This window comes from Streptococcus sp. CL6.22 (genome assembly GCF_049738055.1).
In the GTDB taxonomy this organism is placed as follows: domain Bacteria; phylum Bacillota; class Bacilli; order Lactobacillales; family Streptococcaceae; genus Streptococcus; species Streptococcus mitis_DJ.
In genome coordinates, this window is the sequence record NZ_JBKOTV010000002.1 from 41,752 (window position 1) to 54,121 (window position 12,370).

Sequence of the window (12,370 nt, forward strand, 5' to 3'; positions counted from 1 at the left end):
ATTATATCAAAAAAGGCTTACAGACAAAAGAAAAATCCCTTGTTTAGTAAACAAAGGATTTTGTGAATTTTCAATTTGATTAAAGTTCGATATCACCGAACAAGTCAGCCATTGAGAATCCTGTTTGTGTTTCTGGAAGTTCGAAATCACGTTTTTCTTGACGTTTTGGACGACGTGGACGAGCAGCACGTTTTTCTTCTTTTTGTCCTTCTTCTTGAGCTGGACGCTCTTCAAGAGCTTTGATAGAAAGTGATACGCGCTCTGCATCTGCGTTAACTTCAAGAACTTTAACTTTAACTTCTTGACCTACTTTAAGAGCTTCTTTTGGATTTTCAATACGTTTGTGTGAAATTTGTGATACGTGAACAAGTCCATCGATACCTGGCAATACTTCAACAAATGCACCGAAGTCAGTCAAACGTTTAACTGTTCCTTCTACTACATCACCTTTAGCCAATTTTTGCTCAACGCCATCCCATGGTCCAGGTGTTGTTGCTTTAAGTGAAAGTGAGACACGTCCTTCTTCTTCGTTAAGATCAAGGATTTTAACTTCAATTTCTTCACCAACAGTTACAACTGATTTTGGTGATACGTTACGTTCGTGTGACAATTCAGTCAAGTGAACCAATCCGTCAACACCACCAAGGTCGATGAAAGCACCAAAACTTGTGATACGTGCAACTTTACCAGTTACTACATCACCAACAGCCAATTTACCAAATACTTCAGCGCGAGCTGCTGCTGTAGCTGCTTCAACAACTTCACGACGTGAAAGGATGAAGCGGTTTTCTTTAGCGTCAACTTCTTTGATTTTAGCATCAAATTCTTGACCTACAAAACGCTCAGTGTTACGTACGAAACGAGTATCCAACATTGAAGCTGGGATAAATCCACGAACACCTTCAAATTCTACTGAAAGTCCACCTTTAACGGCACGAGTTCCTTTAACAGTAACAACTTCTTCTTCGCGACCAACAAGTTTGTCCCATGCTTTGCGAGCTTCAAGGCGTTTTTTAGATACAAGGTATGTAACTGTATCAGTATCTTTACCAACTACTTGACGAAGTACAAGAACATCCAATACTTCTCCTACTTTAACAAAGTCATTGATATCTGCATCGCGATCGTTTGTCAATTCGCGAAGAGTCAAGACACCTTCAACACCAGTTCCAGAGATTGCAACGTTAGCTTGAGTCGCATCAACTGTCAATACTTCAGCACTAACAACATCACCAGTCTCAACTTGGCTAACGCTATTTAGCAAATCTTCAAATTCGTTCATCTAAAAAATCCTCCAACAATCAAGTTTTTCTTAAACTTGACATACTTATAATTTTTTTCCTAAGCACCCGCAAGGACATGTTCATATCGTTCACGTCTTTCAATTATAAAAATAAAATACCCTAAGATATTTTGCTTTTTATCTTGATTATTACCTAAGAACTGGGGTAGCTGGATTCGAACCAACGCATGAGGGAGTCAAAGTCCCTTGCCTTACCGCTTGGCTATACCCCATTGACGAAATGGAGAGAGAGGGATTCGAACCCCCGAACCCGAAGGAGCGGATTTACAGTCCGCCGCGTTTAGCCTCTTCGCTATCTCTCCTACAATCAACATGGACTATTATATCATGAAAATTTCAAAAAAACAAGACTTATTTTGCTAAATTATAATTTTCAATCAAAATTTCCACAGCTTTTTCCAATTTTTTATAAAAACTATCGACATTCCCATTCTTTATGATGGCAAATTGTCCGTCTAATTCGGCAATTTCTCCGATAACTTTTTTACCGATAGTCAATGTATAACCTTCAAAACTGTCTTTACCAACATTAACTTTAGCATCTGCTACTTGAATTTCGATTTTTTTATCTTTCTTACTCATTTCATACCTCTCTTCACTTTTTCTATTTTACAAGAAAATCCTAAAACTAGCAAGAAAAAACTCTATATCATTCCATGTCTGATATAGAGTTTTCTGCTTTATTTAATGTGTTTTTCTAGTTCTTTTTGGTACTTACCATTTGATTCCAATTTTTCTTTTTGCCATTTTTTCAGTGCTTCTTCATATTCTTTTGTCGTAACGATATCTTTTTGTAATTTCATTCCTTTAAAGATATATGGGTCACCCTTAATACCAACTTGTGAGTATGGTTTTGAGAATGGTACTACATTACTTACAACTGGAGAACCACCAGATGAGGCTGTTGGCATCAATAATGAACTATCTGTCAACCAAGCTTGAGCCTTGGCATATTTTTCATAGCGTTCTTCAAGATTCGTAGTTTCTGAATCCGCATCATCCAATAATTTCTTATACTGGTCCAAACCAAGTTTCGCTACAACATCCTTATCTTTCCCTTTAGTAATACCTAGGTGCTTCATAGCAGAACCTGATTTAGGATCCATAATATTCAAGTAAGATGCTGGATCTTGATAACTTGGAGCCCATCCTGTACTGTTCAAATCATAGTCTTTTTGAGAAGGAACACGCGCTTGAGAAGTGATTGTTTCCTTTTCATTATCTGTCATTTGAAGAACATCGATGACAACATTTTCAGCACCAAGAGTCGATTCGATAGACTGTTTGAAAGAGTTACTTTGTTGAACGGCGATGGTATCTGTTTGTTCAACTGGGACATCCAAGTGAATTGGGAAAGTTACCCCTTTAGATTCTAGGTCTTTCTTAGCTTTTTCAAAGGCTGCTTTAGCCTTGTCAGGGTTGTAGATAGAATCCTTACCGTCAACTAGCTCAACACCTTTCCATTGGTCACCATAGTTCACCAACTCTGCTTGAGCGATTTGACCAAAGTTTTTACCACCTGCTTGTACAAAGTTGTCAGGAACGAGGCTGTTACGAATAATCTTGTCCGCACCGTCTTCACCATTTAGCTGGGCAGCATAAGAATGGCGGTTGAAGGCAAAGTTGATAGCCTGACGGAAGTCCTTATTAAGCATAGCTTCTTTAGTAGAAGTCTTTTGCTCTTCACTTGTTTTCGCAGTTTTATTATATGATTGACGATTTACGTTAAAGGTGAAGTAATAACTACTTGAGTCCTGTGGGCTATAAGTGATTTTATCTCCGTATTGTTCCAAAGTAGAAGCAAAGTTTGAGCTACTTGGGAAGAGACGGGCTGTCGTATAGGCACCTGAAGAGAAGCTACGAATCAACGATTCCTGATCTGAACCATCGTAGTAGGTCAATTTGACCTTTTCAATTTTTACCTTTTCTTTATCCCAGTAGTTTGGATTTTTCTCGTATTCGATTAACGATTTAGAAGTCAAGGTCTTCAAGATATAAGGACCATTGTAGAGAATTCCTGCTGGAGTAACTGCTCCATAATCTTTACCTGATGCCTTCAAAAATTCTTCATTTACAGGCAACATCGTTGCTGTGGTGACTTTAGAATTCCAGAAGCTTTCTGGTTTGTTTAGGGTATATTCAACTGTGTAATCGTCCAAGGCCTTGACACCAACTGTAGAGAAATCATTGGTCTCACCAGTCATGTAGGCATCCAAGCCCTTGATTGAATTTTGGATGAGAGAGACACCATCTGACTTGCCGTCAGCTACGTGTTTTAGTCCTGTCACAAAGTCATGGGCTGTTACCTCTGCATATTCTTCACCTTCAGAAGTGTACCATTTAACTCCTTTACGAAGTTTGTAGGTATAAGTCAAACCATCTTTTGACACAGACCAATCTTCAGCCAAGGAAGGAATAACATTTCCGTATTGGTCATTTTCCATCAAACCATCAACCACGTTCCCGATGACATCTGTTGTAGATGTACGAGTCGCTATACTATAGTCCAAAGATGCTGGATCTACTGCATAGACATATGAAAATGTTGTCGGTGCATCTGCTTCTTTATCAGCTTTTCCACAAGCTACTAAAAGAGCTGTTGTGCTCAGGACCACTCCTGCTGTTAAGAGCCACTTTTTCGATTTCATAAAAAATCTCCTTTAGTTTATTTTAATCTACTTTTACAATCCAACCTTCTGGCGCTTCAATATCGCCAAACTGAATTCCTGTCAATTCATCATATAATTTACGAGTCACAGGACCTACTTCTGTTTCGCTATAGAACACATGGAAATCATCACCGTGCTGAATTCCACCAATTGGAGAAATAACTGCTGCTGTACCACAGGCACCTGCCTCTACAAAACGGTCAAGGTTATCAATTGGGACATCCCCCTCAATAGGAGTTAAGCCCAAGCGATGTTCTGCCAAATAAAGCAAAGAATACTTGGTAATAGATGGCAAGATAGAAGGACTCAATGGTGTTACAAATTCATTATCAGCTGTAATTCCAAAGAAGTTAGCTGAGCCGACTTCTTCAATCTTTGTATGAGTTGATGGGTCTAGATAGATAACATCTGAGAAATGACGTGACTTGGCCAATTTCCCTGGCAAGAGACTTGCAGCATAGTTTCCACCAACCTTAGCCGCACCTGTACCATTTGGAGCCGCACGGTCGTATTCATCCTGAATCAAGAAGTTGGTTGGAACCAATCCACCCTTAAAGTAATTTCCAACTGGCATAGCAAAGATGGTGAAAATGTACTCTTCTGCCGGTTTAACCCCAATAATATCTCCGACACCAATCAAAAGAGGGCGAAGATATAAGGTTCCACCTGTTCCATATGGAGGTACATATTCTTCATTCGCACGAACAACTGCCTTACAAGCGTCTACAAACATTTCTGTTGGAACTTGTGGCATCAAGAGACGGTCACATGTCCGTTGCAGGCGTTTAGCATTTTCATCAGGACGGAACAGTTGAACACTACCATCCTTAGTACGATAAGCTTTCAAACCTTCAAATGCTTGTTGACCATAGTGAAGACTTGGAGAAGACTCTGAAATATGCAAGTTTGCATCCTCTGTAAGCTCTCCTTGATCCCATTGTCCATTTTTAAAATGAGCAATATAGCGATAAGGTAATTTCATATAGGAAAAACCGAGATTTTCCCAATCAATCGTTACTGTCATATTCCACTCCTTATTCTAAAAACCTATTTCTTTTATTCTACACTATTTTTCTAAAATAGCAAGTATATTTTGTAATTTTCAGAAAATTTCTTCAATAAAAAGAACCAGCTCTTAGAACTGATTCTTCATTTCACTTATTTAGCTTCAGTAAATACTTCTTTAAGATAAGCGTCAAAAACTTCTTCATCCGAAATCGTGTCAGAGATGAAGCTACCATTACTTGTGCGTTCTGACAGATTCAAGTCTTGTAGTCGACTTTCATAGATTGTTCCTTTGTTCGATTGGACAAGCAGCGTTTGGTCGTTCTCTTCCACTTCTGTACTGAAGAGATCACCAACAAATCCTTGCTCTGCAACTGATCCTGCTAAGAAGACACGATGCGGTTTGTTTTTCAACTCACGCAAGACTTGTAGTCCTCGTTTGGCACGGCTAGTTGCTGGAATTTCGTCAATAGAAACACGTTTCAAACTTCCACGCTGAGTCAAGAGGTAGAAGGATGAAGTGTTACAGATAAAGGCCGATTGGAGGGTATCATCTTCTTTCAGGTTCATAGCCTTGACACCTGCAGCCTTAGCACCGACAACTGGTACCTCTTCGATATTGAAACGAAGGGCATAACCATTTTGGCTGATCAAGAGAACATCATCTAGTTTGATTGGAGCTACTGCTACAATCTGGTCTGTATCATCTTTGAGCTTAGCATACTTGACAGACTTAGACTTGTAGGTCCGCCATGGGGTGAATTCTTTTCGCTCTACACGCTTGATTTGACCGAGACGAGTCGCAGCAAAGTAGGTTGTCGCATCATCAAACTGATCCACTACTTCCACATAAAGGATTTCTTCGTTAGTTTCAAAGTTTGTAATGGTTTGGCTCAGATGCTCACCGATATCCTTCCAACGAATGTCTGCCAATTCATGGATTGGTCGATAAATGACATTTCCAAGCGTCGTGAACATCAAGAGATGCTGGGTTGTCTTGGCAGATTGAACAAAAATCAAACGGTCGTCATCACGTTTGCCAATTTCTTCCAGCGTTGAAGCCGCAAAGGAACGTGGGCTGGTACGCTTGATATAACCTGCCTTGGTCACGCTGACGTAGGTATCTTCCTCGGCGATAAGACTGGCTGTATCAATCTCAATTGCTTTCGCAGTGTCTTCTAGAGAACTCAAACGCGGAGTCGCAAACTTCTTCTTAACCTCACGAAGTTCTTTCTTCATGAGATTGTACATAGTCCGCTCATCCCCGATAATAGCCGCCAGCATGGCAATCTTTTCACGAAGTTCTGCTTCTTCTTCCTGTAAGACAACCACATCGGTATTGGTCAAACGATACAATTGCAAGGTAACGATGGCCTCAGCCTGCTCCTCTGTAAAATCATAGCTAACTTTGAGATTTTCCTTGGCATCCGCCTTATTCTCAGAAGCACGGATAAGCGCAATGACTTCGTCCAAGATTGAAATCACACGAATCAAACCTTCGACGATATGGAGACGTTTTTCAGCCTTTTCCTTATCAAAGCGTGAACGCGCCAAAATCACTTCACGACGGTGGGCAATATAGCTAGACAAGATTGGGACAATACCGACCTGACGAGGTGTGAAATTGTCAATCGCCACCATGTTAAAGTTGTAGTTGATTTGCAGGTCAGTATATTTAAAGAGATAGTTGAGAACGAGCTCCGTATTTGCGTCTTTCTTAAGTTCAATAGCGATACGAAGACCGTCACGGTCAGACTCATCACGAACCTCAGCAATCCCCGCTACTTTGTTATTGACACGAACATCATCTATTTTCTTGACAAGATTGGCCTTATTGATTTCATAAGGAATCTCAGTGATAACGATTTGTTCCTTACCACCTTTTAGCTTTTCAATCTCTGTCTTAGAGCGAACAACCACGCGCCCTTTCCCAGTTTCATAAGCCTTCTTGATTTCGTCACGCCCTTGGATGATAGCTCCTGTAGGGAAGTCTGGGCCAGGCAAGAATTCCATCAACTTATCCACCTTGGCAGTTGGATGATCAATCATGTAAACTGTCGCATCGATAACTTCGGCCAAATTATGGGGAGGAATATCTGTGGCATATCCAGCCGAAATACCAGTAGAACCATTCACCAAGAGATTTGGAAAGGCTGCTGGCAAGACTGTCGGCTCTTTCTCCGTATCGTCAAAGTTCCACGCAAAAGGAACGGTCTTCTTCTCGATATCCTGAAGAAGGTAACCAGCAATCTCAGACAAACGAGCCTCCGTATAACGCATAGCCGCAGGCGGATCACCGTCCATAGAACCGTTATTACCGTGCATTTCGACTAGAATCTCACGATTCTTCCAGTCCTGTGACATACGAACCATAGCATCATAGATAGAAGAATCACCGTGTGGGTGGAAATTCCCCATGATATTCCCGACAGACTTGGCCGACTTGCGGTAACTCTTATCAAAGGTATTGCCATCCTTATTCATCGAATAAAGAATGCGGCGCTGAACCGGCTTCAAGCCATCACGAATATCTGGCAAAGCCCGGTCTTGAATAATGTACTTGGAGTAGCGACCAAAGCGCTCTCCCATGATGTCCTCAAGGGACATGTTTTGAATGTTACTCATATAGGATACAGAGCCCGTAAAATACCAAGTGAAAATAGAAAATTATTGAAGTAAGCAAGCTCACAAGAGAATTTATCTTTTTCACCCAGCATTTAGGGCGTGTTCAACTCCTTTCAAAGAATGTAGGGTAGTTTTTTATAGAAAAGGTGTTCAGTTACTATAAATAACCAAACTATCCTTTCTGTAGTTTAATCTTTTTAATTAGTCAGCGATTTAGAAGTCTCTCCTCAGCATACTCAATCATCTTCTCAGCTACTTCTTTATCGTAGTTAAAGCCCATCTTGTTAGCAAGGTATCGTGCCTCTTGGTGGAAAAGTTGCATCGTATCAAATAGAGACTGAGTGATTTTGTCTAAACTGGAAAAATCAAGAAGATTAGATAGCTCCTTCTCTTTTTCAACTGGCAAATGGTTAAAGAGATACTTGCAGTTCTTGCCGATTTCGACTCTTCCCCTAGCACTTGCTACCTGCCAAGCCAAGATTTTCAGGAGTTCTTGTTGACAAATGCCATAGAGATGATCGGTCGCGTAGATGAGCTGATTCCGACAAATCCCTTTGACAACGTAGGCCGACACCCACCAGAACTCATTGCAGGCTTTTTCAAAATCTGTCTGACTAGCTGGATTCGTCCAGTAACGCTCTATATTTGGTGAATAGGGTTCAAATAAATGCTCTGGATCTTCTAAAACAGTAAATCCGGCCTCACTATCCACCCACTCTTGAATTTGTTGTTTTGGACAGAGGGTTAGATCAATTCGATTTCCATCTTCAAAGAGCATGAGGTATAGACGACGTTGACCAAGACCAACTTCTTGCTCGATAATGCGTTTGCCAAACTGGTCCAACCAAGATAAATCTGTAATCAGCTCGTCCAGATTCTCTACAACATAGACTACGTCATAGTCTTGAAATTCATCTTTTGAGGCTTTTGTATCAGTCCGTGAACCAGACATGGCGACAGCCGTGACTTGTAAGGTTTTGGCTGTTTGTAAAATCACATCGAGCATTTCTGTTTCAGTTCTCATGTTTATACCCATTCATTAAAAACTAACTTAAAATACTGTCGCTTCTTCCAGCGTAAACTTGACATTATCTTCAATCCACTTACGTCGTGGTTCGACCTTGTCTCCCATAAGGACATTGACGCGACGTTCGGCGCGAGCCAGATCTTCAATGGTGACACGGATAAGGGTACGGGTTTCTGGATTCATGGTTGTTTCCCAGAGCTGGTCCGCATTCATCTCACCAAGCCCTTTATAGCGTTGGAGGGTAGCGCCTTTACCGAGCTGCTTGCGGAGTTCTTCAAGTTCTCCGTCTGTCCAAGCGTAGGCCACTTCTTCTTTCTTGCCTTTTCCTTTGGACATCTTGTAAAGAGGCGGAAGGGCAATATAGACATGTCCCGCCTCAACTAGCGGACGCATATAACGGTAGAAAAAGGTTAAGAGAAGTGTTTGAATATGGGCACCGTCTGTATCCGCATCGGTCATGATAATGATTTTGTCATAGTTGGCATCTTCAATAGAGAAGTCTGCTCCAACACCTGCACCGATGGTATAAATCATGGTGTTGATTTCTTCGTTTTTGAGGATATCTGCCATCTTAGCCTTGGCTGTATTGATAACTTTACCACGTAGAGGCAAGATAGCCTGGAACTTGCGGTCACGACCTTGCTTGGCAGAACCGCCGGCAGAGTCCCCCTCAACTAGATAGAGTTCATTCTTAGCAGGATTCTTAGACTGGGCTGGCGTTAATTTACCCGACAACAAGCCCTTATCTTTCTTATTTTTCTTACCATTTCGGCTTTCATCACGCGCTTTACGTGCTGCTTCACGGGCATCACGCGCCTTGATAGCCTTGCGAATAAGATTAGAGGCTAGTTCCCCATTTTCCATGAGGAAGAAAGTCAACTTATCAGCCACAATTCCATCTACAACCGGACGAGCTAGTGGGCTTCCAAGTTTGTCCTTGGTCTGGCCTTCAAACTGCAAATGTTCTTCAGGAACAAGGATAGAAAGAACGGCTGCTAATCCCTCACGATAGTCGGAACCTTCAAGGTTTTTATCTTTTTCCTTGAGAAGACCTGTCTTACGCGCATAGTCATTCATAACCTTGGTAATGGCAGACTTGAGTCCTGTTTCATGCGTTCCCCCATCCTTGGTACGAACGTTATTAACAAAGGATAGAATGTTATCTGAAAATCCGTCATTATACTGAAGAGCTACTTCCACTTGGAAACCATTGTCTTCACCTTCAAAGTAAAGAACTGGTGTCAAGGTTTCCTTGTCTTCATTCAGATAAGAAACAAAGTCTTGTACCCCATTTTCATAGTGAAACTCAACAGACTCATCTGTTCGCTTATCCGTCAAGGACAAGGTCACATTTTTCAAGAGAAAGGCTGATTCATTAAGACGCTCTGAGATGGTATTGTACTTGAAGTCTATCGTAGAAAAGATCGTCGCATCAGGCATAAACGTAACCTTGGTACCTGTTTTAGACTTGGGCGCTGTACCGATTTTCTTCAGAGTCGTGACAGGTTTGCCACCATTTTCAAAACGTTGCTTGTAGATTGCACCGTCACGAGTGATTTCAACTTCTAGCCAGCTAGAAAGGGCGTTAACTACGGAAGAACCCACCCCGTGCAGACCACCTGATGTCTTATAACCACCTTGACCGAATTTCCCTCCGGCGTGAAGAATGGTAAAGATAACCTCAACTGTTGGGATTCCCATCGCGTGCATTCCAGTCGGCATCCCACGTCCGTGGTCTTGAACCGTTAAACTGCCGTCTTTATTAATGGTCACATCAATACGGTCACCAAATCCAGACAAGGCTTCATCGACAGCATTATCGACGATTTCCCAGACTAGGTGGTGGAGCCCAGCGCCATCGGTCGATCCGATATACATCCCTGGACGTTTTCGGACCGCATCCAACCCTTCTAGCACCTGAATGGCATCATCATTATAATTGTTAATATTGATTTCCTTTTTTGACACAAGGAACCTCCTATTCGTTCATCTTTACTATTCTACAGGTTTTCCAAGGATTTTGCAAAATTTTTCTTTCTCCGGTGTGACAATTTCAGAAGAGATTCTCTGCCTTTCTTCTCCATTTCATGATATAATAGGAGAATGATTACAATAGTTTTATTAATCCTAGCTTATCTGCTGGGTTCGATTCCGTCTGGTCTCTGGATTGGACAAGTATTCTTTCAGACAAATCTGCGTGAACACGGTTCTGGAAATACTGGAACAACCAATACTTTCCGCATTTTAGGTAAGAAAGCTGGTATGACGACCTTTGTGATTGACTTTTTCAAAGGAACTCTAGCAACGCTTCTTCCAATTATTTTTCATCTTCAAGGCGTTTCGCCTCTCATCTTTGGACTTTTGGCTGTTATTGGTCATACCTTCCCTATCTTTGCAGGATTTAAGGGAGGTAAGGCTGTCGCAACCAGTGCTGGAGTCGTTTTCGGATTTGCACCTGTCTTCTGTCTCTACCTTGCAGTTGTTTTCTTTGGAACCCTCTATCTTGGTAGTATGATTTCACTATCTAGTGTCACAGCATCTATCGCGGCTGTCATTGGAGTTTTACTCTTTCCACTTTTTGGTTTTATCTTGAGTCACTATGACCCTCTCTTCATTGCTATTATCCTAGCACTTGCTAGTTTGATTATCATTCGTCATAAGGATAATGTCGCTCGTATCAAAAACAAGACTGAAAATTTAGTCCCTTGGGGATTGAACCTAACCAATCAACATCCTAAAAAATAAAACGCCAGTTCATTCTGAACTGACGTTTTTTGTATGCTTATTTTGATTTGATATAGTTGATACCATCTGCTTTTGGTGCGACTGCTTTTCCAAAGAAGGCTGCCAAGACAAGAATTGTCAAAACATAAGGTGCGATTTGAAGATAAACCGCAGGCACTCCTTGTAGGAACGGCAATTGAGAACCGATAACAGCCAAACTTTGTGAAAGCCCAAAGAATAAACTAGAAAGCATGGCTCCGATTGGATTCCATTTTCCGAAAATCATCGCAGCAAGAGCGATAAATCCAGGTCCAACAATAGTTGTCACTGAGAAGTTAACTGAGATGGATTGAGCATAAATCGCTCCGCCAATTCCACCTAGGAAACCTGAAATAATAACCCCTAAATATCTCATTTTGTAGACATTGATTCCCAAAGTATCTGCTGCTTGAGGATGTTCACCGACAGAGCGGAGACGAAGACCAAATCGAGTCTTGAAGAGGATAAACCAAGCAAGGAAAGAGAAGGCAATGGCCAGATAACCAAGTAGACTAGTTGACTTGAAGAAGATATCACCGATAACTGGGATATTCGCCAAGACTGGGAAATCAAAGCGTCCAAAAGTCTGACTTAGGTTGTCGGTTTGTCCTTTGTTATAAAGAACTTTCACTAAGAAAACAGCCAAAGCAGGCGCCATCAAGTTCAATACCGTACCGCTAACAACATGGTCTGCACGGAAATGAACCGTTGCTGCTGCGTGTATGATAGAGAAGACACCACCAACCAATCCTGCAACTAGCAAGGATAACCAAGGAGTTGCTGCTCCAAATTGTTCTGCAAATTCAAGGTTAAAGACAACTCCAGAAAAGGCACCCATAACCATAATTCCTTCAAGACCGACGTTTACCACACCACCACGTTCAGAGAAAACACCACCAATACTTGTAAAGATGAGAGGTGCTGAGTAAATCAGCATAGAAGACACCAAGAGGGTGAGCAAGGTTGTAATAGACATCT

General features: G+C 41.4%; 9 protein-coding genes and 2 tRNA genes. 1 reads left to right on the plus strand and 10 read right to left on the minus strand.

The annotated features are described in order from the left end of the window. Positions 1–79: 79 nt before the first annotated feature. From rpsA to parE, 9 genes are all read right to left on the minus strand, one after another. Positions 80–1,282, minus strand: a complete 1,203-nt coding sequence (gene rpsA, locus ACLNCW_RS01215) for a 30S ribosomal protein S1 (protein WP_001001630.1) — start codon at positions 1,280–1,282, stop codon at positions 80–82. A gap of 161 nt (positions 1,283–1,443) precedes the next feature. After that, positions 1,444–1,515: transfer RNA gene (locus tag ACLNCW_RS01220), tRNA-Gln, on the minus strand. Between the two features lie 9 nt (positions 1,516–1,524). Then, positions 1,525–1,605 (minus strand) — tRNA-Tyr (locus tag ACLNCW_RS01225). A 49-nt stretch (positions 1,606–1,654) separates the two neighbouring features. After that, positions 1,655–1,885 (minus strand): DUF2969 domain-containing protein, encoded by a 231-nt coding sequence (locus ACLNCW_RS01230; RefSeq protein ID WP_000037113.1) that lies wholly within the window; start codon positions 1,883–1,885, stop codon positions 1,655–1,657. A gap of 98 nt (positions 1,886–1,983) precedes the next feature. Continuing rightward, positions 1,984–3,951 (minus strand): peptide ABC transporter substrate-binding protein, encoded by a 1,968-nt coding sequence (locus ACLNCW_RS01235; RefSeq protein WP_084863199.1) that lies wholly within the window; start codon positions 3,949–3,951, stop codon positions 1,984–1,986. 22 nt (positions 3,952–3,973) lie between these two features. After that, a complete protein-coding gene (locus ACLNCW_RS01240; protein WP_000218997.1) occupies positions 3,974–4,996 on the minus strand; it encodes a branched-chain amino acid aminotransferase in 1,023 nt (340 codons plus the stop codon). 134 nt (positions 4,997–5,130) lie between these two features. After that, complete coding sequence (parC, locus tag ACLNCW_RS01245) at positions 5,131–7,602, minus strand: DNA topoisomerase IV subunit A (RefSeq protein WP_424845224.1); 2,472 nt, start codon at positions 7,600–7,602, stop codon at positions 5,131–5,133. A 205-nt stretch (positions 7,603–7,807) separates the two neighbouring features. Then, positions 7,808–8,626 carry an aminoglycoside 6-adenylyltransferase gene (locus ACLNCW_RS01250; RefSeq protein WP_261145672.1) on the minus strand — a complete coding sequence of 273 codons (819 nt, stop codon included), beginning with the start codon at positions 8,624–8,626 and terminating at the stop codon, positions 7,808–7,810. A gap of 27 nt (positions 8,627–8,653) precedes the next feature. Next, positions 8,654–10,597: a DNA topoisomerase IV subunit B gene (gene parE, locus ACLNCW_RS01255; protein WP_020902934.1), complete on the minus strand. Its 1,944-nt coding sequence runs from the start codon at positions 10,595–10,597 to the stop codon at positions 8,654–8,656. 135 nt (positions 10,598–10,732) lie between these two features. On the opposite strand from parE, the gene plsY reads away from it, so the two are divergent. Then, positions 10,733–11,374 carry a glycerol-3-phosphate 1-O-acyltransferase PlsY gene (plsY, locus tag ACLNCW_RS01260; RefSeq protein WP_020902935.1) on the plus strand — a complete coding sequence of 214 codons (642 nt, stop codon included), beginning with the start codon at positions 10,733–10,735 and terminating at the stop codon, positions 11,372–11,374. 37 nt (positions 11,375–11,411) lie between these two features. Here plsY and ACLNCW_RS01265 read toward each other — a convergent pair whose 3' ends face one another. Beyond that, positions 11,412–12,368 (minus strand): ABC transporter permease, encoded by a 957-nt coding sequence (locus ACLNCW_RS01265; RefSeq protein WP_020902936.1) that lies wholly within the window; start codon positions 12,366–12,368, stop codon positions 11,412–11,414. Positions 12,369–12,370 lie beyond the last annotated feature (2 nt).

Excerpts from the sequence above, each read along its gene's own strand:
- rpsA (WP_001001630.1), bottom strand. The coding sequence starts at position 1,282 with ATGAACGAATTTGAAGATTTGCTAAATAGCGTTAGCCAAGTTGAGACT.
- ACLNCW_RS01230 (WP_000037113.1), bottom strand. The coding sequence starts at position 1,885 with ATGAGTAAGAAAGATAAAAAAATCGAAATTCAAGTAGCAGATGCTAAA.
- ACLNCW_RS01235 (WP_084863199.1), bottom strand. The coding sequence starts at position 3,951 with ATGAAATCGAAAAAGTGGCTCTTAACAGCAGGAGTGGTCCTGAGCACA.
- ACLNCW_RS01240 (WP_000218997.1), bottom strand. The coding sequence starts at position 4,996 with ATGACAGTAACGATTGATTGGGAAAATCTCGGTTTTTCCTATATGAAA.
- parC (WP_424845224.1), bottom strand. The coding sequence starts at position 7,602 with ATGAGTAACATTCAAAACATGTCCCTTGAGGACATCATGGGAGAGCGC.
- ACLNCW_RS01250 (WP_261145672.1), bottom strand. The coding sequence starts at position 8,626 with ATGAGAACTGAAACAGAAATGCTCGATGTGATTTTACAAACAGCCAAA.
- plsY (WP_020902935.1), top strand. The coding sequence starts at position 10,733 with ATGATTACAATAGTTTTATTAATCCTAGCTTATCTGCTGGGTTCGATT.
- ACLNCW_RS01265 (WP_020902936.1), bottom strand. The coding sequence starts at position 12,368 with ATGTCTATTACAACCTTGCTCACCCTCTTGGTGTCTTCTATGCTGATT.